18 protein-coding genes, 12 tRNA genes and 1 rRNA gene are annotated in these 22,680 nt (G+C 48.9%); all 31 read right to left on the reverse strand.

The window, feature by feature from the left end; translation table 11 throughout:
* Window positions 1–3: 3 nt before the first annotated feature.
* Window positions 4–813 (reverse strand): SDR family NAD(P)-dependent oxidoreductase, encoded by an 810-nt coding sequence (locus J2Z65_RS25400; RefSeq protein ID WP_167055605.1) that lies wholly within the window; start codon window positions 811–813, stop codon window positions 4–6.
* Window positions 814–835: 22 nt separating this feature from the next.
* Window positions 836–1,825: a sugar phosphate isomerase/epimerase family protein gene (locus J2Z65_RS25405; protein ID WP_167055602.1), complete on the reverse strand. Its 990-nt coding sequence runs from the start codon at window positions 1,823–1,825 to the stop codon at window positions 836–838.
* A gap of 78 nt (window positions 1,826–1,903) precedes the next feature.
* Window positions 1,904–2,677 (reverse strand): SDR family NAD(P)-dependent oxidoreductase, encoded by a 774-nt coding sequence (locus J2Z65_RS25410; protein WP_167055600.1) that lies wholly within the window; start codon window positions 2,675–2,677, stop codon window positions 1,904–1,906.
* Entirely contained in the window at window positions 2,674–3,702 is a 1,029-nt protein-coding gene (locus tag J2Z65_RS25415) for a galactitol-1-phosphate 5-dehydrogenase (RefSeq protein ID WP_167055599.1), read from the reverse strand. The genes J2Z65_RS25410 and J2Z65_RS25415 overlap by 4 nt, the downstream gene beginning before the upstream one ends.
* Window positions 3,703–3,746: 44 nt before the next feature.
* Entirely contained in the window at window positions 3,747–4,892 is a 1,146-nt protein-coding gene (locus tag J2Z65_RS25420) for a mandelate racemase/muconate lactonizing enzyme family protein (protein WP_167055595.1), read from the reverse strand.
* A gap of 236 nt (window positions 4,893–5,128) precedes the next feature.
* Window positions 5,129–5,869 (reverse strand): SDR family oxidoreductase, encoded by a 741-nt coding sequence (locus tag J2Z65_RS25425; protein WP_167055592.1) that lies wholly within the window; start codon window positions 5,867–5,869, stop codon window positions 5,129–5,131.
* Between the two features lie 238 nt (window positions 5,870–6,107).
* Window positions 6,108–6,701, reverse strand: a complete 594-nt coding sequence (locus tag J2Z65_RS25430; RefSeq protein WP_167055589.1) for a TetR/AcrR family transcriptional regulator — start codon at window positions 6,699–6,701, stop codon at window positions 6,108–6,110.
* An 88-nt stretch (window positions 6,702–6,789) separates the two neighbouring features.
* The gene (locus J2Z65_RS25435) at window positions 6,790–7,365 is read right to left on the reverse strand and encodes a TetR/AcrR family transcriptional regulator (protein WP_167055587.1); all 576 of its coding nucleotides are present in this window, start codon (window positions 7,363–7,365) and stop codon (window positions 6,790–6,792) included.
* Window positions 7,366–7,415: 50 nt separating this feature from the next.
* Entirely contained in the window at window positions 7,416–8,519 is a 1,104-nt protein-coding gene (locus tag J2Z65_RS25440) for an NADH:flavin oxidoreductase (RefSeq protein ID WP_167055585.1), read from the reverse strand.
* Window positions 8,520–8,589: 70 nt separating this feature from the next.
* On the reverse strand, window positions 8,590–9,858 hold the full coding sequence (locus J2Z65_RS25445) for an MFS transporter (protein ID WP_167055583.1): 1,269 nt from the start codon (window positions 9,856–9,858) through the stop codon (window positions 8,590–8,592).
* A gap of 135 nt (window positions 9,859–9,993) precedes the next feature.
* Window positions 9,994–10,521, reverse strand: coding sequence for a CBO0543 family protein (locus J2Z65_RS25450; protein ID WP_240159608.1), 528 nt, complete (start codon window positions 10,519–10,521; stop codon window positions 9,994–9,996).
* A gap of 339 nt (window positions 10,522–10,860) precedes the next feature.
* Window positions 10,861–12,690: a glutamine--fructose-6-phosphate transaminase (isomerizing) gene (gene glmS, locus J2Z65_RS25455; RefSeq protein WP_167055581.1), complete on the reverse strand. Its 1,830-nt coding sequence runs from the start codon at window positions 12,688–12,690 to the stop codon at window positions 10,861–10,863.
* Between the two features lie 551 nt (window positions 12,691–13,241).
* On the reverse strand, window positions 13,242–14,582 hold the full coding sequence (gene glmM / locus J2Z65_RS25460) for a phosphoglucosamine mutase (protein ID WP_167055580.1): 1,341 nt from the start codon (window positions 14,580–14,582) through the stop codon (window positions 13,242–13,244).
* Window positions 14,583–14,611: 29 nt separating this feature from the next.
* Complete coding sequence (locus J2Z65_RS25465) at window positions 14,612–15,871, reverse strand: CdaR family protein (protein ID WP_167055578.1); 1,260 nt, start codon at window positions 15,869–15,871, stop codon at window positions 14,612–14,614.
* Window positions 15,864–16,679 (reverse strand): diadenylate cyclase CdaA, encoded by an 816-nt coding sequence (gene cdaA, locus J2Z65_RS25470; RefSeq protein ID WP_127456697.1) that lies wholly within the window; start codon window positions 16,677–16,679, stop codon window positions 15,864–15,866. Before cdaA ends, J2Z65_RS25465 begins: the two co-directional genes overlap by 8 nt.
* A 178-nt stretch (window positions 16,680–16,857) precedes the next feature.
* The gene (locus J2Z65_RS25475; protein ID WP_167055575.1) at window positions 16,858–17,463 is read right to left on the reverse strand and encodes a zf-HC2 domain-containing protein; all 606 of its coding nucleotides are present in this window, start codon (window positions 17,461–17,463) and stop codon (window positions 16,858–16,860) included.
* A 69-nt stretch (window positions 17,464–17,532) separates the two neighbouring features.
* Window positions 17,533–18,129 carry an RNA polymerase sigma factor SigW gene (gene sigW, locus J2Z65_RS25480; RefSeq protein WP_167055572.1) on the reverse strand — a complete coding sequence of 199 codons (597 nt, stop codon included), beginning with the start codon at window positions 18,127–18,129 and terminating at the stop codon, window positions 17,533–17,535.
* A 342-nt stretch (window positions 18,130–18,471) separates the two neighbouring features.
* Window positions 18,472–21,258, reverse strand: coding sequence for a phosphoenolpyruvate carboxylase (gene ppc, locus J2Z65_RS25485; protein ID WP_167055569.1), 2,787 nt, complete (start codon window positions 21,256–21,258; stop codon window positions 18,472–18,474).
* Between the two features lie 267 nt (window positions 21,259–21,525).
* Window positions 21,526–21,596: transfer RNA gene (locus J2Z65_RS25490), tRNA-Gly, on the reverse strand.
* A 7-nt stretch (window positions 21,597–21,603) separates the two neighbouring features.
* Window positions 21,604–21,677: transfer RNA gene (locus tag J2Z65_RS25495), tRNA-Pro, on the reverse strand.
* 23 nt (window positions 21,678–21,700) lie between these two features.
* A tRNA-Arg gene (locus J2Z65_RS25500) sits at window positions 21,701–21,777 on the reverse strand.
* Between the two features lie 9 nt (window positions 21,778–21,786).
* A tRNA-Gly gene (locus J2Z65_RS25505) sits at window positions 21,787–21,861 on the reverse strand.
* 38 nt (window positions 21,862–21,899) lie between these two features.
* A tRNA-Leu gene (locus tag J2Z65_RS25510) sits at window positions 21,900–21,979 on the reverse strand.
* A gap of 19 nt (window positions 21,980–21,998) precedes the next feature.
* A tRNA-Lys gene (locus J2Z65_RS25515) sits at window positions 21,999–22,074 on the reverse strand.
* 10 nt (window positions 22,075–22,084) lie between these two features.
* Window positions 22,085–22,156, reverse strand: a tRNA-Gln gene (locus J2Z65_RS25520).
* Between the two features lie 8 nt (window positions 22,157–22,164).
* Window positions 22,165–22,237 (reverse strand) — tRNA-Thr (locus J2Z65_RS25525).
* 12 nt (window positions 22,238–22,249) lie between these two features.
* A tRNA-Val gene (locus J2Z65_RS25530) sits at window positions 22,250–22,325 on the reverse strand.
* 15 nt (window positions 22,326–22,340) lie between these two features.
* Window positions 22,341–22,415, reverse strand: a tRNA-Glu gene (locus J2Z65_RS25535).
* Between the two features lie 14 nt (window positions 22,416–22,429).
* A tRNA-Thr gene (locus J2Z65_RS25540) sits at window positions 22,430–22,505 on the reverse strand.
* A gap of 2 nt (window positions 22,506–22,507) precedes the next feature.
* Window positions 22,508–22,583, reverse strand: a tRNA-Asn gene (locus J2Z65_RS25545).
* A gap of 5 nt (window positions 22,584–22,588) precedes the next feature.
* Window positions 22,589–22,680 (reverse strand): 5S ribosomal RNA (rrf, locus tag J2Z65_RS25550); the annotation flags it as partial.

A 22,680-nucleotide genomic window follows, 5' to 3' on the forward strand; every position in this document is an offset into this window, starting at 1 on the left:
AGATTAGAACTCGTATGTGCCTTCCGCTGCTGCTTTCTCATACGCCACCCGCGGAATTTGCGTGGCCAGCTTTCCGCCGCTGATGTCGATCATCGTGCCGGTGATATATCCGGCATAGTCCGAAGCGAGAAAGCAAATCAGGTGAGCCACATCGGCCTTTTCCCCCCAGCGGCGCAACGTCAGAGTATCCAGCAGTCGCTGCTGCTGTGGCTCCTGAAGCTCGGCGAAATGGTTCATGTCCGTCGGAATCATCCCGGGAGCATAGCAGTTCACCGTGATGTTCCACGGTCCCAGCTCACCGGCCAGCACCCGGGTGAATTGTTCCACGCCGGCTTTGGAAGATGCATAGGCCGCACTGCCATAGCTCGGAACGATCGCGGCGAAGGAAGCGGCGTTAATAATCCGCCCCGATCTTTGCTGCTTCATCACGGGCGCCACGGCTTTGCACATCAGAAAGGTGCCTTTCAAATTAATATCAAGGTTCAGATCCCAAACCTCTTCCGATAGGATATCCACCGGTGCTCCTCCGGCGACGCCGGCATTATTCACCAAAATATCCAGGTGGCCGTACTTCTCCATCACCTGCTGGACAACATGCTGAATTTGCCCATAGTCCCGTACATCGCAGAGAAAAGTAGCGCCTTCGCAGCCACTGCGGGCAAATTCCTGCTGAACGTCTTCTAAATTTGATTCGTGAATATCCGTGACAACGGTAATCACACCTTCCCGGGCGAGCGCCAAGGCGATGACTCTCCCGATGCCCCGGCCAGCCCCGGTGACAATCGCCACTTTTCCAGATAGATCAATGTGCATCCTGCGTCCGTCTCCTTCCGGTTTACATCGTCTGCGAAACGTTGTTGTGCGCTTGCCATAAATTGTGCAGATAAGCCAGGCTCGTTAGGAATTGCCGCTGCTCATAGGCGATGATGTCCTCTTCAGGGGCTCCCTTTTCAAAAGGCGTTCGCCAATCTCCCGTCGGCCTGGCATTTGCTTGCACGAAACGCAGCAGCCGGGCCAGCTGTGGCGCCGACCTTGGCGGATAGTCCTGCCAATAGTCATCACATAGCACTCTCGTGTGGCGTGCTTCCAGCGCTCCAAGCTCCATCGACATATTGACCTTCGGACAATATTCGGCAAAAACATCGAACAAAGCCGGAAAATCTACAACGCCTTGACCTAACGGGCAGCGCACGAGGCGATAACCTTCCTCGCTTAAGTAGGTCCAGTAGTCCTTCAAATGCACATGCTTAAGGTGCGGTCCGAGCCTTCTTGCAAAATCGACCGGTTCCTCCGCCGTCGCTAGCGGGTTGCCGGTATCCAGCGTGATGCCGAAGTTTGGCGAACCGATCTCCTTACAGAGCCAAAGCAGCTCTTCAGAAGCCAAATCCTGGTGATTCTCGACCGCCAGCGTGACGCCTGCCTGCTCTGCTGCCCTTGCCGCCTCTCCCAACCCGGATAACACTTCCTGCAAAAAAGACGTCCACCTTCCCGCCATTCTGCGCCGGTCTCCGCCAAAGTCCGCTCCGCCCACGACTGTACGCACGGTGGTCGCACCCAATCTCACCGCGGCTTCTACTGCTTCCTTAAGCGGCTTCGGGTCATAGCCCCCTGAGGCCACAACAAGATATTGCCCCCGAGTCTGAGCTTTACGGGCCACAGCCGCGACATCCTCCCCCTCAAGGAGCGAGAGTGGAAGCTCGATGCCTTGGAGCCCATACTGGGTCGCCTGTTCCAGCAGTTGAGACGCCGTAATGCGCGGTCGTGTCGAGCGAGGATGAATGCCCATCATAAACGTAGTGCCATATACAGCAAGACCGAGTTTCATGTGTGTTTACCTCTCCCTTCGATATTGGGCTTATTGGATGTCGGAGATACCGGAGATGCCGGAGTTTACGCCAGCCGCTTATCTCGCCGTCCAGCCGCCATCCACGACCATCGAAGCTCCTGTCATGAAGCTGGAAGCCTCGGATGCCATGTAAATAATGGCGCCGATGATTTCCTCAGGCTTGCCCCAGCGCCCCAGTGCAATATTATCTATGAAAAAGCGGTTTGCCTCCGGGTTGTTCATCACGACCGTGTTCAACTCCGTCGCAATCGGCCCGGGGCATAGCGCATTCACCGTGATGTTATAGGGCGCCCATTCCAGCGCAAGCACCTTCGTTAGCTGAATGAGGCCGCCTTTGCTGGAGCAGTAAGCGCCTCTCTCCGGCAGCGCGATGCTCCCCAGCATGGAGGACATGTTGATGACCCTGCCGTAACGCTGGCTTTTCATCGTTTTGGCGACAGCCCTCGCGCACAGATACGGCGCTTTTAAGTTCGTATTCTGAACGAGATCCCAACTCGCTTCGTCGAAGTCCTCGATCGGCTTCCGAACGTTGATCCCGGCATTATTGATCAAAATATCAATCCGCCCAAACGCCTGGACGGATGCCGCAACCATCGCCTCGATCTGCTCGGCTTGCGTGACATCCGCCGCTAGGCCAAGCGCGCGTCTGCCGGTTGACTTCGCAATGGCATGCGCCGCCGTTTCCGCCTTCTCCTTGTCGCGGCTCGTCACGATGACGTCGGCTCCGGCTTCAGCCAGCGCCTGCGCCATGACATAGCCAAGCCCTCGCGTCCCGCCGGTAATTAAGGCAACACGGCCATCTAGTTTGAAAAGATCCAAACTCAAGCTCATCGAACAGATTCCCCTTTCTCATCCAGCGTTAATAAGATTTTGGCGGTTTTCCCCGGATCTTTGATGAGCGTCTCAAAGCAAGCGCCTCCGCTTTCAAGCGGAGCAAGCTTCGTCCACGGCTCCAGGCTAACGCGCCCTTCGCTAATCCATTGAAGCGCCGTCTCAAAGTCATCGGAATGGTAGGCGAAAGCCCCCGTCATCTGGATCTCGCTGCGAATAATTTTATTGATCGGAAGGCGGCTGGATTCCTCGTGCAAGCCTGTGAAAATAACCCGGCCCCCCGGCCTCACGGACTCTACGCTGACTTGGCGGGTAATCTCCATGCCGACAGCATCAATGGCCGCATCAAAGGGCTGTTCGGCCGCGAGGCTGCTTACGCTTGTTGCCGTCACCGCTCCCAGTTCCTTCGCGATTTCAAGACGCTGTTCATTGATATCAACGATTACGATATGCTGCAAGCCGTATACCTTAGCTGCCTGCAGAGCCAGAAGGCCGATTGGACCGGCTCCCATAATCAAAAGCCGATCCGTCGGCAGCGGCCTGAGCAGCTTGCATATGTGCACCGCGCAGGCAAAAGGCTCTGCGTAAGCGCCTTCATCAAACGAAACGTGATCGTCCAGCCGATACACGTTCTTATCTGCAATCGCGACGTATTCCGCGAATGCTCCCGGACGGTGCGCCCCAATTAATTGGCGCTCCGGACACAGCTGCGCAGCCCCTGTTGTACAGGCGCGGCAGCGGCCGCAGGAGACGAGCGGATTGGCCGTCACGCGGTCCCCTCGGCGGAATCGCCCGTCCCCGCTCCCGTCCCCGCCATTTCCAACTTGCTCCACGATTCCGGAGAATTCGTGCCCCATAATGAGCGGCGGCTTGCGGAGGGAATTATGTCCCAAATAGCCGCTTAATTCAGAGCCGCATATGCCGGCGCGCTCCACGCGAATCAGCACTTCATCCGGCCCTGGGATCGGCTTCGCCACCTCCCTCATCACCATGATGCTGGGCCCTTCATAGACTAAAGCTTTCATGCTATGCTCATCCTCTCCTCAGCCAAATGCTTCTCTTCGCTCACTCAGTGCTTCTCGCGCTTCTCCCAGCCCTGCTTAAATAACGGAAGCCAGTGACCGGGATCATAAGGGTGCTTCGCAATCTCCTCTAAGTTAAGGTCAATGCCCAAACCTGGGCCCTCCGGCGGGAGCAGATATCCGCGATTAACTTTGAGCGGAGGCGTAAGCAGCTCCTCTTCCCAAGGCTCATTAAATTCATCGAAAATTTCATGGATGAAGAAATTCGGTGTTGCCATATTCAAATGCGAGCACACCACGGAGCAAATCGGGCCTTGAGCGCTATGCGGAGCCGTAACCCCGCCATGCGCATGCACCATGCCGCATATTTGCTTGGAGGCTGAGATGCCGAGATACTGCGGCTCCAACTGAATGATGTGTACCGCGTCATGCTTTAGCAGCTCAGCGAATTGTTCGCGGTTGTAATAGTCCTCTCCGCACGCAATAGGCACCGGACTGCGCTTCGCGACCTCAACCATGGAGGAAATCCGCTGCGGAGGCACAGGCGCTTCAAACCATGTTGGCTCATAGGGCATCATCGCCTCTGCAAATTGAAGTGCTGTATGTACACTGAAGCGGTTATGCCCCTCAATGAGAATATCAACTTCAGGACCGACCGCTTCGCGAACCGCCGCGATAATCTCAAGGCCAATCTGAAAATCCTTCCTTTCCACGGTGCGCCAAGCGTTGCCGAAAGGGTCAAACTTCAGAGCTGTATAGCCTCTGGCCACGACGTCCTTCGCTTTCTCATGAAAGCTTTGCGGATCTCGCGGCCCCCGGTACCAACCGTTGGCATAGCAGCGGAGCTTCTCGTGACATTTGCCGCCCAGCAGCTTATACAGCGGCTGCCCTGCTTCCTTGCCGATAATATCCCAGCAAGCGGTTTCAATTGCAGCCAGCGCCGAGCCCTGAATTTGACCGCCGTCCGAGTACACATCACGCGTCATTTTTAACGTAATGGTTTCCACATCATGCACATCCATCCCGAGATACAGATGCTTCAGCTCATGAATCGCTGCTTCCACCGTTTTGGCAAATCCGTTCAGGGTGCCTTCCCCAATGCCATAAATGCCTTCATTCGTATGCAGTTTGACGAAAAGCCAGTTCTTCCATGAGTTTCCAACGATGAAAGTCTCCACATTCGTAATGATCATGCCGCTACCTGTCCTTTCACATTTCTAAATTAGAAAAGTAACCGTATTACAAGCTTTCATATGCATTGTAACAAATACAATTGCTCTGATATTTGCCCAAAGGAGAAAACATGTTGGACTTTTCCGATAAACGCAAAAGAAGAAGGCTGCTTGGCTGCAAGCCCTCTTCTTTTATTGTTGCTTTACTGGTCATAGCCACATATGCTGAAGACCCTCTATAGCGGTGGGCGCCACCCTTATACCATGCCGCCGTTTATGCGGATCGTTTGGCCTGTGATCCAACGCGACTCCTCGCTTGCCAGAAACAGCACAGCGCCTGCGATATCGTCGGGTTCCCCCAGACGCCCGAACGCATTCATATTTTTGATGCCTTGAACCTGTTCCTCCGATTTTCCGATGGTGAAAAGCTCCGTATTTACCGGTCCAGGCGCTACCGCGTTAATTGTAATGCCCGCCGGGCCCAATTCTTTGGCAAGCTGACGTGTAAATTGTTCAACAGCTCCCTTAGTGCCTGCATAGACACTGTAAGCCGGAAACATCATTCCCGCTACGGATGTGGAAAAATTAATAATACGGCCACCCTTATTCATATGCTTAAGCGCCTGCTGACAAGCAAAATAAGTCCCCTTTACATTAACCGCAAACTGTTTGTCAAAGTCGTCTTCCGTCATGGCCGCTAGCGGTTTTGTAATCATAATGCCTGCGTTATTCACGAGAATATCGATTTGTCCAAACGCTGCCAGCGTTTTCTCAAAAAGCATCTCAATTTCGGCTACTTGACCGATATCTGCCTGAACAGCCAATGCTTCCCCGCTGTTTTGCTTAATGCCCGCGACAACTTCTTCCGCTTTAGCCGGATTGCTGGCGAAATTAATGACGACCTTCGCGCCGTGTTGGGCAAGCAGTTCCGCTATTTCTCTCCCGATCCCTCTGGATGCTCCAGTTACGATTGCCACTTTCCCGGATAAATTATACATGCGATAACTCCTCCTTCTAACATCAAGTTCAGCTTATGAGTCCTATTATAGGCACCGGGATGACAAATTACAAGTGACAAATTTTAATTTTTGTCACTAACGAACTGTTGTACAGTATCTGAGGCCGATTTTCTTGTTATGCGTCCTTAATAAACTGAAAGAGAACAAGAGCGTCCTATTTAAAACAGACGGTCTTGTTCTCTTAGTTGGCTCGGATAATGGCTTGAAACTGACCTCTCTACTTCCCTCCTGCGATCCCCGTAAGAATTAAATCCCACACCAAATCAAACTCTTGATCAATCGTTGCAGAGGACCACTCATAGGCATAAGCCGGGTGGTGAAATCTTGACGTAGCCATAAAAATAGCCTTGGCCATGGCCTCGGGTTGACCGGAACGAAATTCGCGCGTGCGAACCCCGGCCTCAATGATATGCGTCATTTGTTGAATCAGAAGTTGAACATGCTCCGTAATCATGTCAACGGCTTCTAGGGTAACCGCCGAATACATCCCAAACATTTCCGGATCTTCAATGACGCTCTTCCTCTTGCTGTCGATCAGCGCTTGGAGCCATGACCGCAACCGCTGCGCAGCAGAGCCACCCGATTGGTTGGCCTTTTCCTGCAGGGGGCCAGCAATCCTAAGCAGCCACCGCTCGGTTACGGCTTCTCGCAAAGCCGCTTTGCTCGGAAAATGCCGATACAGCGTGCCATGACTGACTTGCAGCGCTTTGGCGACATCGACGACAGAAGTTTTCTCCGGGCCATAACGACGGAGAACTTGTTCCGCAGCTTCCAGAATTGCTTCTTTTGTTAAAGGTTGATCATTAGCCATGTGGCGGTCTTCTCCCTAAGTATGATTCTCATCATAGCACAAGGAATGAACCGTCATAAAGTGTCAATGATGTGATTTTGTCATTCGTCTAATCCAATACGGACATTGTTATGTCCACGATGCCTTGCAGCTTCTCCCTGTTGTCCGTGGTTTTCACCAATACCCTTAATCCAAGCAAGGCATTGTTTAGAAACTGCGAAAGCTTTTGGGCATCGCGCCCCCCGCCTATTTCCCCCGATTTCAGACCGAGTTCAACAAGCTCCTGGAATTTAGCTTCCGTTTTGCCAAAGCTCTGATTGACCTTAGCCGCGGCTTCTTCATCATGAACAGCAAGCTCTACAGCTGTGTTAACCATTAAACACCCTCTGGGACTCTGTTCTTTTTTCCGGATCGTTCGTTCAAAAATATGTCTAATCGCCTGCTTCGCCGAAGGAAGACCATCTGCACTATGATGAATAGGAGTAACAACCAGCTCATCATATCGGTCTATGACTTGCATAAATAATTCATGCTTGTCTCCGAAGGTATCATAGATGCTTCTTCGATGGACCCCCATTTGAGTGACTAAATCCTGCATGGATGTTTTTTCATAGCCTTTTTCCCAGAATACATCCATGGCTTTGCCCAGCACGGTATGGACTTCAAACTCTTTGTTTCTGGCCATACGCTCCCCCTCATACAGAGATTAGTACAGCATTCTGATCATCTTGCCAACTAAAACAGGCTGGTCAAACGATCCGACGTGTACGGAACGAGCTCGTTGTCCCGACCGTCGCGAATCTTTGCCGCCCATGCCGGGTCTGCCAAGAGGGCGCGACCGATCGCGGCCAGGTCAAACTCCTCTCGGGCAAGACGCCCCACCAATTCGTCGATCAATTCGTGTTCATCTTGCGTATCGAATGGCTCAGATTCAAGTCCTACGGAACCGGCAGTAATGGTGGGCTTGCCTGTCAGCTTCTTGGTCCAGCCGGCAAGATTCAGCTCTGAACCGGGGAATTCCGGTTCCCAGAATTGGCGGGTTGAGCAGTCGAACATATCCACGCCCGCTTCCACCAGCGGTGCCAGAAATTGAGACAGCTCCTCAGGCGTTTTGGCCAGTTTGGCGTCATAGGACCCTATTTTCCACTGAGAGAATCGCAGAATAATCGGGAAATCCGTTCCAACCGCTTGGCGGCAGGCCTCGATAATCTCAACGGCAAATCGAGTTCGCGAGACGAGGTCTCCTCCATAGTGGTCTGTCCGTTGATTCGTTTTCTCCCAGAAAAACTGATCGATCAAATAACCGTGTGCGCCATGCAGCTCAATGCCATCGAAGCCGAGCCGCTTTGCGTTCGCAGCGCTTTCCGCATAAGCCTTAATGACGTCGGCAATCTCCGCCTCCGTCATGGGCTCGCCAGCTTTTTCTCCCATTAGATCAATACCCGAAGGGGAGATGGACGGCGCTTCCAGATTCGGCTCAGAGCGAGTCCTCCTAGTGATCCCTACGTGCCAAAGTTGGGGAACAATTTTACCGCCGGCATTATGCACTTCTTTGACAACATGAGCCCAGCCATTCAGCGCAGCTTCTCCATGAAAATTCGGGATGTTAGGGTCACCTGTTGCGGCAGGATGGTCGATAACGGCGCCTTCTGTCACGATTAGACCGATCCCGTTTTCAGCCCGTCTGCGGTAATAAGCGGCAACATCCGCTCCAGGCACTCCATTTGGAGAAAAACTTCTTGTCATAGAAGCCATTACAATACGATTGGATAAGGACAGCTGATTTAGCGTAAATGGTTGAAACAGCGGTTGAACAGAAAGCTTGTGACTGATACTCATGGCATTCCCTCCATATTTCGTGCTTCATCATGTTACTGTTACCTTTTCCTTAGTTTTACCTAATTATTTGTTAAACTGCCGATGCTGCAGCTGACGCCTTGCTGCTGCGAATTCTCAGCGCCACAATCGCTGCAAGCAAACATACGAAGCCCGCGGCTACAAATGGCACTGTATAGCTGCCAAGCATTTCACGCAGGAAGCCTGCACCATAAGCGGCCGTAGAAGCGCCGGCTTGGTGAGCAACCAGAATCCAACCGAAAATCATGCCCGCTTTCTCTCTGCCGAACGTGTCGGAAGTTAGCTTCGCTGTCGGCGGAACGGTTGCGATCCAGTCCAACCCGTAAAAGACCGCGAATATCGTAAGCTGCGTATACCCGGTACCCAATGCGTAAGGGAGGAAAATCAGCGATAAGCCGCGCAGCCCGTAATACCAGAACAGCAGCCATCTGCTATCGAAGCGATCCGACAGCCATCCGGAAAATGTCGTCCCTACAAGATCAAATATTCCCATCAGCGCAAGCAGACCTGCAGCAGTAACAATTGGGATATTGCTATCCCCACAAGCTGCAATCAGATGCGTACCGATCAAGCCGTTTGTTGAAAAGCCACAGAAGAAGAAGGTACCTGCTAAAAGCCAGAACGTCCCGCTTCGCATCACTGAAACTAGCGTACGAATCGGGGTAAGCAGCAAATTCCCTTGGAACGGTGCCGGTTTAACGATCTCCGTTGAGCCCAGGGGTGCCGCCCCAACATCATACGGATGATTTCTCATCCAGATTGCAATGACTGGCAGCATGATAAGAAGTGCCGCCATAATGACGTAAACGGCATTGCGCCAGCCATTCTCACTCGTAATCTTGGCAAGCAATGGAAGGAAAAGAAGCTGTCCAGTCGCCGCACTGGCTGTCAGCAAGCCTATGACCAAACCTTTGTGTTTCACGAACCAACGGTTCGCAACAGTTACCCCTAGCACATTGGCCAACGCCCCGGTGCTAAGACCGCCTAATACGCCCCACAACAGCATAAGCTGCCATACTGCGGTAATGAACGGCGTAAGTCCTAAGGATAGGAGCATCAGGAATATCGCGGAGACCATCGTTCGGCGAACACCGAATTTGGCCAGCATGGCTGCCGAGAACGGACCAATTAACCCATACAGTAGAATGCGAATGGAAATAACGCCGGATATTGCGGCCCGGGTCCAGCCGAATTCCTTTTCCAGAGATTGAATTAAAACACTAGGAAAAGAACTGATCCCAGCGGAGATCAACAGCGTTAGAAACACAATGCCTATAACAATCCAACCGTAATAAAATTTGGAGAGTTTTCTTTCTTTCATCACTTCATCCCGCCCTTCTTCTTTTAAGAATGATCATTCTCAAATATAAAACGTATATTACACTATGCCCTTCAGCATTGTCAATGAAAAAAGAACATCCCAACGAGTTTTCCTCGTTGAAGATGTCCTTCCTTTTCAACCGACTGCGTTCGCCGTTAGTTCTGCGCTGTCATATCTGCTTTCGTCTGCGTTCAATAATCCATCATTCCGTATGATTCTTCTAATTAAACCTACAAATCCCCGAATTGTAAATAACGTGAAATTGAGCGATGCAAAAGTATGCAGGACTGACCATGAATTCCATTTAAATAGTTTGGTTTTCTTCTCTAGAGCCCACTGCAATAAAGACATTGGGATACTAAAATAGAGACTTCTGGTTAGTAATTCCAAGGGTTTGCTGTTATAGGTCGTTCTTACCCAAATTACACTTAACAGGGGATAAAATAAGAAGTCGTACAAAATATTCGCATCAAAGGTTCTGGGAAACGGACGTTCAGGATAGGCAATCTTCTTCTTTTTGATAAAGTAGGAATCTAAAGCCACTGAGAGCACGCCTTTTGCAAAAAATACGATTAAAAGCATAAGCAAGTTTTTACGTTTTAAAACAAAGGGGACTGAGGCTGCGGAAGCCAGAAACAGCGCCCTTAACAGCAGTTTTTCCAACGTCATTACCTCCTCGTAGTGTAAATCTCCTACCCGTAGTTTGCTATCAAAGGCTCATAAATATGAGCTCAGCTCTAAATAGTTTTCGCCTTCTACTGCCTGTGCTTAAAGAAGGATGGCAGCCAGTATTTAGTGCCGTGGAAGCATCCTTCCTCTTGGAACGGCCTCTTTCTCTCAGAACCTCATCGCTGCAAAGAAGGCATAAAAAAAGCAGCTGCCACAAGAAAAATCTCTGTGACAACTGCTTTCTCAGTTCGAGGACTCTATCGCTAAAATAAAAAAGTCCCGATGAATGATAAGTTCATCGGCATCGGGACCGGACCAACTGTCATCTCAACCTTACTCCACCGTCACACTTTTCGCCAAGTTCCGCGGCTTATCAACATCATTCCCACGCGCCAAGGACGCATAGTAAGATAGCAGCTGCAGCGGAATTACCGATAATGCAGGCGAAAGAATATCCAGCGTCTTCGGAATCACAAACGTGCTGTCCACAGACTTCTGCAGCTCAAGCTCGCCTTCAACGGCAATACCTAACACATTCGCGCCGCGCGCTTTAACTTCTTTAATATTGCTAACTGTTTTCTCAAGCAATTCATGCTGAGTACCGAGCGCAATCACAGGAATGCCATCCTCAATCAGCGCCAGCGTACCGTGCTTCAACTCACCTGCTGCATAAGCTTCAGAGTGAATGTAGGAGATCTCTTTCAGCTTCAGTGAGCCTTCCAGTGCCACGGCATAATCCAAGCCTCTGCCAATGAAGAAGAGGTTGTCATGCTTAGCTATCTCTTCCGCTACGGCTTTCAAATCTTCAGCTTGCGCAAGAATCTCTTCTACTTGGGCTGGCAGCTCTTTCAAAGCTGTAATCATCTCGGCGATTTCCGCTTCCGTTTGCGTGCCGAGTGTTTGCGCCAAATGAATACCAAGCAGATAGAAAGCAATTAACTGCGAAGTGTAAGCTTTTGTTGAAGCAACAGCAATCTCAGGCCCAGCCCAAGTTGTAATAATATCATTCGCTTCGCGAGCAACGGAACTTCCGACCACGTTTGTTATCGCCAGAACGTGCGCGCCGCAACGCTTCGCTTCGCGAAGGGCTGCCAGCGTATCTGCGGTTTCACCGGATTGGCTAACCACAATCACAAGGGTATCTTTTGTAATAATCGGGGAACGATAACGGTATTCGGAAGCAACATCCGTTTCAACCGGTATACGTGCCATTTTCTCAATGACGTATTTCCCAACCATACCTGCATGATACGCTGTACCACAAGCAACAATATGCACACGGCTGATATTGCGAATCGCTTCAGCTGTGATCGTCAGCTCGTTCAGTGCTACTTGACGGCCATTTGGCGCAATACGGCTGCCCATCGTATCACGGTAGGCTTTCGGTTGATCATAGATTTCTTTCAACATAAAGTGATCAAATCCGGCTTTTTCCGCCGTAACAATGTCCCAATCGACATGAAACATTTCCCTGGAAATAAAATTCCCTTCCAAAGTCATTAATTCGACACCATCACGCGTCAATAGCGCCATTTCGCCATCGTTGAGAATAAACACATTTCGCGTATATTCGAGAATAGCCGGAATATCAGAGCCAATGAAGTTCTCGCCTTCACCAATACCGATAATCAACGGGCTAGCTTGACGTACCGCAACTAGACGATCCGGTTCATACTCCGTCAGTACACCCAGTGCAAACGCGCCTGTCATTTGTTTTACAGCTTTTTGCACGGCTTTAAGAATGTCGCCTTCGTATAAGTCAGCAATTAGGTGCGAAATCACTTCCGTGTCTGTTTCCGAGACAAACTGATGGCCTTTAGCCGTTAGTTCTTCCTTCAAAGTAATGTAATTTTCGATGATCCCGTTATGCACAACGGAGAACTTCAGTGAATTGTCCGTATGCGGGTGTGAATTCACATCCGATGGTTTACCGTGTGTCGCCCAACGGGTATGTCCGATCCCAACGCTTCCGTTCAGAGGGGTCTCCTCCAGCTTGGATTCAAGATTCGCGATGCGGCCCTTTGCCTTCTTAATTTCCAGTCCGTTTGCCGTATATACAGCTACACCTGCAGAGTCATAGCCCCGATATTCGAGCTTTTTCAGCCCTTCCAGCAAAATTTCCTGAGAATTACGCTTTCCAATATAACCAACGATTCCGCACATAGTGTAGTACCTCCATAGTTTTATGAGCCTCTTCAACAAGGGCTATTTTTCAAAGAACTTTTCAAATAAAAACCGTAAAAATTGCATACCAAAAAACATTATATAAACGAAAACCCATAAATTCACATGAAAAAATAAGGGATATTGGATACTTGTCAGCCCGGTCGCCCAAGCGTTTTTGCTCTCCAACTTAACGGCACTCCTCATGCCGGAAGGTCCCCGCCGAATGTTTCGAACACCTTCACCTCGTCAACTCACCTGCGTAGTAGTAGCTTTAACTACTTTTCCGTCCCGCCTGCGAGTTCTGGCGCTATTTGTATATAAACAACCTCTATCCTGCCTTTCCTTCTTAAGTAAATACATCATATTCATTTTTCAGCCATCGTGCAACTTATTTTTTCTATCAAAATCCCCATTTTCGCCCAGAATAAACGCACATAAGCGCGTAAAAGCACGAAAGGGGCACTTATAATATCCCCAAAAAGTAAAGCGAGCCTCAAATCTAGAGAACTCCCGTTACTTTCCGGGGATCATAATACGGCTTCCAGCCTCTATACCAATTGCTCTTGAATTACTTTCGCAATATCATGCACATAGGCTTCAACTTGCTCCTTGTCCGGCCCTTCAGCCATGACGCGGATTAACGATTCCGTACCTGAAGGACGTACCAGCACGCGGCCGTTATCTCCAAGCTCATCTTCCACTTTACGAATCGCATCTTCAATAACTGCATTATTCTTCAGCTTGCTCTTATCTGCCACACGGACATTCACGAGCAATTGCGGGAATTTACGCATAATTCCTTTTAAGTCACTCAGCTTACGTCCCGATGCTACGATTGTATTCACCAGCTGCAAAGCTGTAAGGATACCATCTCCGGTCGAGATGTAATCAAGGAAAATGACATGCCCTGATTGCTCTCCGCCTAAGTTATAGCCGCCTTTACGCATCTCTTCCATCACGTAGCGGTCGCCTACCGCCGTTTGCAGTGCCTTAAGCCCTGCTTTTTCAATCCCTTTGAAAAAGCCGATATTCGCCATCACCGTCGTCACAATCGTGCCGTGATTCAGCTTGCCTGCGCGGTTCAGCGCATCGCCCAGAATGCTCAGGATGAAGTCGCCGTCGACCTCCTCGCCTTTCTCATCGATCGCGATCAAACGATCCGCGTCGCCGTCAAAAGCAAGCCCGATGGCTGCGCCATGTCTCACCACTTCTTCGCGAAGCTTCTCAGGGTGCGTGGAGCCACATTCATCGTTGATATTGCGACCATTAGGCTCAGCGCCAATGGTGATGACTTCCGCTCCCAACTCGCGGAAGATCATAGGTGCCAGCTCGAAGGCTGAGCCATTCGCGCAGTCAAGCACAACCTTGTATCCGGCGAAAGACTCGGATACCGTCTCTTTCAAAAACGCCAGGTAGGCAAGCTTCGCATCCGGGCTATCTGAAACCGTACCGATCTCACCGCCAACCGGGCGAGGCAGTTCATCTACAGCAGCGTCTAGCAGCTGCTCAATTTCAAGCTCCGTCTCATCAAGCAGCTTGAAGCCGTCGCCCCCAAAAAACTTGATGCCATTATCCTCAACTGGATTATGGGAAGCGGAAATCATAACGCCCGCATCCGCTCCGAGCTTCTTCGTTAAAAAGGCAACTGCAGGCGTGCTGACAACACCAATGCGAATAACCTCGACACCAATAGACAATAGCCCTGCTACGAGGGAAGCTTCCAGCATTGGACCCGAGATGCGTGTATCTCTCCCGATAACGACTTTCGGATGCTTGGCCTGTCTCGTTAATACATAACCGCCACAGCGGCCAACCTTATAAGCTAATTCTGGTGTTAGCTCGCCATTCGCGACGCCGCGCACACCATCCGTACCAAAATATTTCCCCATGTCTCTATTCTCCTCTTTTTCTCATCCCATTATGGATTTGCTGCTTTTACTGCTGTGTTTGCTGCTGCTTTCTCACTGATTTCTACTGTCGCCTTCACTTCTTGCGGCAATCCAAGCTTCACATACGTTGGAAGATTCAAGGCAACCTTCAGTTCATGCTTCCCTGGCGGTAAATTACTCACATCCAGAATAGCTTGAACATCCTGCACTTTCATTTGTTCAATGATGGCAGGAGCCCCCTCAACCGTGATGTTCAGCTGCGCAGATTCCGGCGTTGTTACTTTCGTTACGTAGTTCTCATTTGCACCGATGATGGTAATCGGGACATTCTCCAACGCCCTGGTTATAGACGGAACAATCTCCACCTTCACCGAGACTTTGGCAGGATCCAGTTGTGTTACCTTATTCCTCAAAGGAATGTCCAGTGAATATTCTTTCGTTTCTTTGATGTCTTGTATGTTCAGCTGCGGACCTTGATAGAACTCCAACCGATCCACAACATCTTGCGTACCGTAAACGGTGACCTTGTCAGGATTTTGCGTGACCATTGAGATCGCGAATCCTTTCGGAGGCTCTCCGCTAATCTTGAGTTGCAACGGTATGGTCTGGAACGGACTTGTAATCGGAACCTCGACATCCACTACCGAAGGATTCATATTCACGGCCACTTCTTTGCCGTCTTTGTCAAAGGCTTGCAGCTTAACCTGCTTCGTAACGGCAGACTGAGCCTTATCAACGGATACTTCGCCGCGTACATTCTCGATCTGCTCGAGCTTGCTCGTCTGCGCAGTAATATACACCTTGTTCGGCTTCACAATCGGCTGACCGGCTTTAAGCCCTGCTGACGGTGTGCCTTTGACATTAATGACAACGGGCACTTCTTTCATTTGCAGCTCTTCAATGATCACATGGACAGTTCTAGGAACGATTTGCACTTCGACATCCGTTGGAAACCCTACCGGCTTCAGCGCAAGCTGATGATCCCCTTTGCCTACTTGGGTCAAATCAAGCTCAATTTGATACGTATTGCTAGCTGTTACCTTCTTCACGGCAGACTCTTTGCCGCTCAGGATGATCTGCACATTCGCTGGAGACATCGACGAGATATGATAATGAGTTTCATCGTATTTCGTTGTAATGGCCACATTATTAATCGTTTCTTCCCGTTGTCTGAGAGGTGAACTTCCCGATATATTCGTCTCCTCCATATGCACAACAACCCATAGCAAAATACTAATTACAAGCGCGACAATGCGCACAACATTCGTATTACGTAACCATTTATCCATTCGAACGGCCCCTCCATTTCAAGAAAGGGTTTTTCTCATTCGTTTTCGCCTTTGGCTTAAGCTCTTCGAACAATTTCGCGATCAAGGATTCCTCTTTAATATCCCGCACAATGTGACCGTTCATCGTCAAAGAGATCTGACCGGTCTCCTCGGACACAATGATGCACATCGCATCTGAGACCTCGCTCATCCCAATAGCGGCGCGATGACGCGTGCCAAGCTCCTTGGAGATGAATGGATTTTCAGACAAAGGCAAGTAACAGCCTGCAGCCATAAGTTGCCCTTGTCGAATAATCACGGCTCCATCATGCAGAGGTGTATTGGGTATAAAAATATTAATCAACAGCTCCGCGCTGATCTTGCTCTCTATCGCAATACCGGACTCCACGTAATCTGTCAGGCCGGTCTCTTTCTCAAAAACAATTAAAGCCCCTATCTTTCTTTTGGCCAAATAATTCGCAGCCCGTATCACTTCACTGATCCGTTTGTTTACATCCTGATCTTCTTCGCTTGAGGAGCGGCTAAACAGCTTCCCGCGGCCTAATTGCTCTAAGGCTCGTCTTAGCTCAGGTTGAAAAATAATAATAACGCCCAAAACCCCAAACGTAAAGGTTTGATTCATCATCCACTGCAGCGTACTGAGTTTAAACCAAATACTAAATACCCATGTAATGACGACAACAAGAATACCCTTCATGAGCTGAATGGCCCTTGTCCCACGCACCAACAGGATCAGTTTATAAATCACATAGCTAACGATCAGAATATCAACGATATCCTTAGCCGAGATGCTCGTGAGTAAGTCCATTTATTATTCTCCCCCAGGCGACTGAACACAGTGATCTCTCTATACCTAGAATCATAACATAATCCTAGGTATACTTCTATTTTTCTCTCTTTATCTGAGTGTTTCCAAGTTGATTTGGTTCAATGTACCTAAAAAAAAACGTCCCCTTCGGCTCAAAGCCAATGGAAGACGTTTCAAACTAATTCGAGAGCATCCCGACGAATTCTCCTAATTTATACCAAACCCAACCTATTGCTTCATTCACCTGTGTAACTTGCCCCGAAATGTGCGCGGTGGAAGCCAAATTAAGTGTGCCGTCAATAACAGTTAAATTCCCTGTTACATCGCCTTCCACCTTCAAGGTTCCACGTTGTACAACGAGATCTCCTTGCACTGTATGGCCCTGCGGTACAATAACGGTATCCCCTTGGATAATCACATCCTGAAGATTGCTTCCCTTGACCATCAAATTGGTATCATCATTCCACATGGACATGAAGCTACCGAACATGACAGCACCGAAGACAACAGCTACCGATCCTGCAGGATGCCTGCGAATAAAGTCCATCCAGCCATTTTTTTGCTTCATTGGAGGCAGTCCGCTCATAATCTGTGCAGTCAGCGTATCAGAAGCTCTCACAGGAGGAAGCATTCTAACAAACGCATCTGTTTTCTCTAATTGTTTGAATAAAGCATGACAGTTCTGACAAGCAATCAGATGTTCCTTTAACAGCCGAGAATCCGATCCTTGCAAATCGCCGTCTAGATATTCATGTATGAGCGGGAGGGCTTCTTTGCAGTTCATCGGCCAGCCACCCCTTTCTTAGACTTTTGCATGTTGTGGAATACCATACGTATGGAATTCAAATATGTTTCAACGTGGAACAGGATTTGTGTTGGCATCTTTTTCCTCCTGCTCTAGCCTTTTACGCAAGTATTCTCGACCTCGATGTACACGCGTTTTAATCGTCGTTACTGGCATTTCAAGCACCTCAGAAATCTCCTGAAGGGACATATCCTGCAGATAACGCAAAATGACGATTGATTTATATTTTTCCGGTAACGTATCAATGGCATTACGTATTTGCTCCTGTGTCTCAGACACAATAATTTGCTTCTCAGGCGTGTCTTCATGACTAGGCAGCAGCGCATAATAGTCATTGCCTTCTCCGTCCGGCATTTCCGCATCTAAGGAGTACGTATTCTTTCTTCTGCGCAGCTTGTCAATACACAGATTCGTCCCTATCCGAAAAATCCAGGTTGAAAACTTCTGATTCTCATCATATCGGTGCAAATTTGTATATACCCGCAAGAACGTCTCCTGCACCGCATCCTCGGCTTCTTGTTTGTTATTCAGCATACGGTAAGCCAAGTGAAAGATCTTATCCTTATAGAGCTCTACAAGCTCTGCAAAAGCATTCCGATCCCCATTCCTGGCTAGTTTAGCCAGACGTGCTTCAACAAAATTCAATTCGATTTCCTCCGGCTTCTTAGGCAATTCGATTCTCTTCTAATACATACGCAGAAATTACACTTCGTTTTCAAAAATGAGGATGCCAACAATCATTAATCTCTTCCTTACCCATTGTAACCCATTTTCAGTCTCCCCAAAAAGTAAAAACACAGTGACAAGTGCCACTGGGAGTACCGCGCCGAGCCTAATAATGCTCAAATGTGCTTCCGATACTCGAAATACCGGTGCTAAATCCTACCGTAGGTACAACTTGTATATGGACAAAAAGTCGAGCTGCACTCGCTATACGAGGCCCCCGACTTTGTCATCCTGTCTCTTACATTATGCTCTTTTAAAGTATCAGCCCGTATTTCTCAGCCCAGCTGCAATTCCGTTAATCGTAAGCAGCACTTCACGCAGCAGTATCGCGTCGTCCTCATTGTTTTCACGGAGTGCACGAAGCTCTGTAAGCAGTTCAACTTGCATGTAGCTTAACGGATCAACGTATGGGTTACGGAGACGGATAGACTCCTGAATCACAGGAACATTGTCCAAAATCTCTTGTTGCCCTGTAATTTGCAAAATAATCGATGAAGTTAATTCATATTCTTCCCTAATGAGGTTGAAAATACGCTCTGCAATCGCCGATTCCTTAACAAGATTTCCGTATTCCTTAGCAATTTGCAGATCCGCTTTGGCAAGCGCCATTTGCAGATTATCAATCATCGTGCGGAAGAAGGACCAATCTTCATACATCTCTTTTAAAATGTCTAGATTCGCTGCATTCCCTTGATAAAAGCTTTGCAGACCAGTACCAGCCGCATACCAAGCAGGAAGCAAATAGCGCGTTTGCGTCCATGAGAATACCCACGGAATCGCGCGCAAATCTTCGAATCTGTCACTATTTTTACGCTTGGATGGACGTGATCCGATGTTCAGCTCGCCAATCTCAGGAAGCGGAGTCGATTCTTTAAAGAACGTTAAGAAGTCTTCATCGCGGAAAATAAGATCCTGATATTTCGTCTGCGCTTGTTCCGAAATACCGCGCATAATGTTCTCCCATTTGTCTTCTTGTGAAAGTCTTTGTGGAGAACGCGATAATTTGGATGCTGTAATCAACGCGAATGTAGCCTGCTCTAAGCTCCGGTATGCGATCCCTTGCAAGGAATAGCGGGAGGACAATACCTCGCCTTGCTCCGTGATTTTGATGCCACCGCCAAGCGTTTCAACCGGCTGAGCGAGGATACTGCGATTGAGCGGCATTCCGCCGCGCCCCAGCGCACCGCCACGGCCATGGAAAAACTTCAGCTTCACGCCGAATTTTTTGGCTGCTTCCGTAATATCCTGAAGCGCCATACGAAGCTCCCAGTTCGCTGTGATCACTCCGCCGTCTTTGTTGCTATCCGAATAGCCCAGCATGATTTCATGTAACTGAGTCACAGGGTCAAGACTATCACGATAAGCAGGGATAGCTAACAATGTGCTCATAATGCCAGGTGCCGCGTGCAAATCATCAATCGTTTCAAAAAGAGGTACTGATTGCAGCGTGCTCGTCACAGAGCCATCGCTCTCTTTGCGGTATAGACCGGCTTCTTTCGCAAAAACAACAACCTCCAAAAGATCACTAGCCCCTTGTGTCATACTAATGAGGTAGCTATTGATACAGTTGCGGCCGAACTCCTTCTGCGCTTTGCCTACCGTACGATAAACATCTAAGCACTCCTTCGTACCTTCGGAGTAATCCAAATACGTAGAAGTGATTGGTCTTGGATCATTCAGTACATCGGTTAGAAGAGAGATTTTCTCCTCTTCAGACAGTTTGCTGTAATCACTTGTAATGCCCATTTTCGCCAAAATCTCCGTCATGGCAGCTTCGTGCTCTTTACTATGCTGTCTAATATCCAGAGCGGCTAGGTGGAAGCCGAAAAGCTCCACTTGACGGATCAGCTTTTTAATATATTTGTCAGCTACGTAATCTGCATAATGTGATCTCAAGCTGGCATCGATAATTTGCAAATCACTAATAAACTCGTCAGGGCTGTTATACTTTTGGCTTGTAGGCACGTTAGGATTGCCTGTATTGTGAACCTTTTCGATCATATATGTTGTTTTGATACGGTATGGCTCTTTCTCATTACGCCATACATCCTGCACATTGCCAAGAGCTTCACGATCGCTTTGGATGGAATCTAACAAAGCATCACTAACTGTGACAATGTTTTTGCTGAAGCTCATATGCTCCAATGTGTCCTTCAGAACTTCTTCATATTTCTGCAGAGCCAACTGACGATGCAGCCCTAATGTCTCCCAAGTTACATTTGCTCTAACGGACGGGTTACCATCACGGTCTCCACCGATCCATGAACCGAATTTCAAGAAAGATGGCACATGCCATGTATCCTGCGGGTAATATTTATTTAAGCAACGCTCCAACTCATGATAAATCTCCGGCAGTACATCAAACAAAGTTTCGTCAAAATAGTACAAGCCGTTGCGAACTTCATCGATTACCGTCGGTTTGCGATCACGCAGCTCGTCCGTTTGCCAAAGATTCAGCACCTCGCCTAGCAGCTTCTCACGCAACTGTTCACGCTCACGAGAAGTCAGCATCGGGTTATCAAGCTTCATCATATCTTCAGAAATACGCAGATTTATATCTAGCACCGCTCTGCGCATAGCTTCTGTTGGATGTGCTGTCATCACAAGCTCCAAAGAAATAGCTTTAAGAATTTCCTGTACTTCTTCAAAAGGAACATGATTATTTCTCAGTTCCTGCACAATACTTTCAATAGAACCTGGCTGAACGGATTCACCGGAAGAACGCTCGTAATCTCTTTTACGACGGATCCGATGATTCTGCTCTGCGATATTAACAAGCTGGAAGTAAATAGCGAAGGCCCGAATCACTTGATGACGAATTTCCGGATCTAGCGAAGAGATCGTTGTCTTGAATTCATCATAGATTTCGATGACATAGTGTGCTCTTAAAGACTTACTCATCTCACGAATTTTCTCAACAACATCAAGAAGATCATTACCGCCCTGATGTACCAGAACTTCACCCAGTATGTGGCCCAAGAAGCGTACGTCCCTGCGCAGCAGATTATTCGTTCCTTGCTTTTGTAGGCCGATTACATTCTCTAACATAACTCTCCACCTCATCTATTCACTATGTTGCATTAATGCTTCTCTCTATAAAAGCTAGACGCTAGAAAAACTTATTTCAGAATATTTTACCACAATCCGTCCTTTGCATATAGTATTAAAATAAAAAAAGACCCTCTTTGGCCATGGTAATTACTGTATGCTGTGAAAGGACACTTGTCCCTGTCCACTGTAATATAAGTCCAATTCATTCAGTTTCTTATAATGATTAAACAAAAAAGACCACCCGAGGGTGATCTCTTTTGTTAAAGCGGGTGATGGGAATCGAACCCACGCTACCAGCTTGGAAGGCTGAAGTTCTACCATTGAACTACACCCGCGCGTATATCGGGACGACACGATTTGAACATGCGACCCCCTGCTCCCAAAGCAGGTGCTCTACCAAGCTGAGCTACGTCCCGATACGAGTATAACTTATAAAAGATGGCGCGCCCTGAGAGATTCGAACTCCCGACCTTTTGATTCGTAGTCAAATACTCTATCCAGCTGAGCTAAGGGCGCATAAAAATTTGGAGCGGAAGACGGGGATCGAACCCGCGACCCTCGCCTTGGCAAGGCGATGCTCTACCGCTGAGCCACTTCCGCAGGGTACCTCAGAAGTATGAATACAACTGAGGATTTAATGCGCGTAGAGGGACTTGAACCCCCACGGTCGCCCGCTAGATCCTAAGTCTAGTGCGTCTGCCAATTCCGCCATACGCGCATGCTGTAAATAAGGCAAATGGTGAGTCATGTAGGATTCGAACCTACGACACCCTGATTAAAAGTCAGGTGCTCTACCAACTGAGCTAATGACTCAAGAAAGGAACTGGGGATCAAGGATTTGAACCTTGGCATGACGGAGTCAAAGTCCGTTGCCTTACCGCTTGGCTAATCCCCAATAAAACATGCCGTCGAGAGGACTTGAACCCCCAACCTACTGATTACAAGTCAGTTGCTCTACCAGTTGAGCTACAACGGCATATGAAGTTAATGGTGGAGGCTGACGGGATCGAACCGCCGACCCTCTGCTTGTAAGGCAGATGCTCTCCCAGCTGAGCTAAGCCTCCATGGGATATACATGATGGTGACCCGTAGGGGACTCGAACCCCTGTTACCTCCGTGAAAGGGAGGTGTCTTAACCACTTGACCAACGGGCCTTACTAAAACTTACTGGAGCTTCCAACCGGAATCGAACCGGTGACCTCATCCTTACCATGGATGCACTCTACCGACTGAGCTATGGAAGCAATGGCTCCCCGAACAGGACTCGAACCTGTGACAACTCGATTAACAGTCGAGTGCTCTACCAACTGAGCTATCAGGGAAAACTGCTTGGCAACGTTCTACTCTCCCAGAACCCTGCGGTTCAAGTACCATCGACGCTGGAGGGCTTAACGGTCGTGTTCGAGATGGGAACGCGTG

This window comes from Paenibacillus aceris, assembly GCF_017874035.1.
Taxonomy (GTDB): Bacteria; Bacillota; Bacilli; order Paenibacillales; family NBRC-103111; genus Paenibacillus_E; species Paenibacillus_E aceris.

Coding starts and splice junctions, on each gene's coding strand:
- J2Z65_RS25400 (WP_167055605.1), bottom strand. CDS start 813: ATGCACATTGATCTATCTGGAAAAGTGGCGATTGTCACCGGGGCTGGC.
- J2Z65_RS25405 (WP_167055602.1), bottom strand. CDS start 1,825: ATGAAACTCGGTCTTGCTGTATATGGCACTACGTTTATGATGGGCATT.
- J2Z65_RS25410 (WP_167055600.1), bottom strand. CDS start 2,677: ATGAGCTTGAGTTTGGATCTTTTCAAACTAGATGGCCGTGTTGCCTTA.
- J2Z65_RS25415 (WP_167055599.1), bottom strand. CDS start 3,702: ATGAAAGCTTTAGTCTATGAAGGGCCCAGCATCATGGTGATGAGGGAG.
- J2Z65_RS25420 (WP_167055595.1), bottom strand. CDS start 4,892: ATGATCATTACGAATGTGGAGACTTTCATCGTTGGAAACTCATGGAAG.
- J2Z65_RS25425 (WP_167055592.1), bottom strand. CDS start 5,869: ATGTATAATTTATCCGGGAAAGTGGCAATCGTAACTGGAGCATCCAGA.
- J2Z65_RS25430 (WP_167055589.1), bottom strand. CDS start 6,701: ATGGCTAATGATCAACCTTTAACAAAAGAAGCAATTCTGGAAGCTGCG.
- J2Z65_RS25435 (WP_167055587.1), bottom strand. CDS start 7,365: ATGGCCAGAAACAAAGAGTTTGAAGTCCATACCGTGCTGGGCAAAGCC.
- J2Z65_RS25440 (WP_167055585.1), bottom strand. CDS start 8,519: ATGAGTATCAGTCACAAGCTTTCTGTTCAACCGCTGTTTCAACCATTT.
- J2Z65_RS25445 (WP_167055583.1), bottom strand. CDS start 9,858: ATGAAAGAAAGAAAACTCTCCAAATTTTATTACGGTTGGATTGTTATA.
- glmS (WP_167055581.1), bottom strand. CDS start 12,690: ATGTGCGGAATCGTTGGTTATATTGGAAAGCGTAATTCTCAGGAAATT.
- glmM (WP_167055580.1), bottom strand. CDS start 14,582: ATGGGGAAATATTTTGGTACGGATGGTGTGCGCGGCGTCGCGAATGGC.
- J2Z65_RS25465 (WP_167055578.1), bottom strand. CDS start 15,871: ATGGATAAATGGTTACGTAATACGAATGTTGTGCGCATTGTCGCGCTT.
- cdaA (WP_127456697.1), bottom strand. CDS start 16,679: ATGGACTTACTCACGAGCATCTCGGCTAAGGATATCGTTGATATTCTG.
- J2Z65_RS25475 (WP_167055575.1), bottom strand. CDS start 17,463: ATGAACTGCAAAGAAGCCCTCCCGCTCATACATGAATATCTAGACGGC.
- ppc (WP_167055569.1), bottom strand. CDS start 21,258: ATGTTAGAGAATGTAATCGGCCTACAAAAGCAAGGAACGAATAATCTG.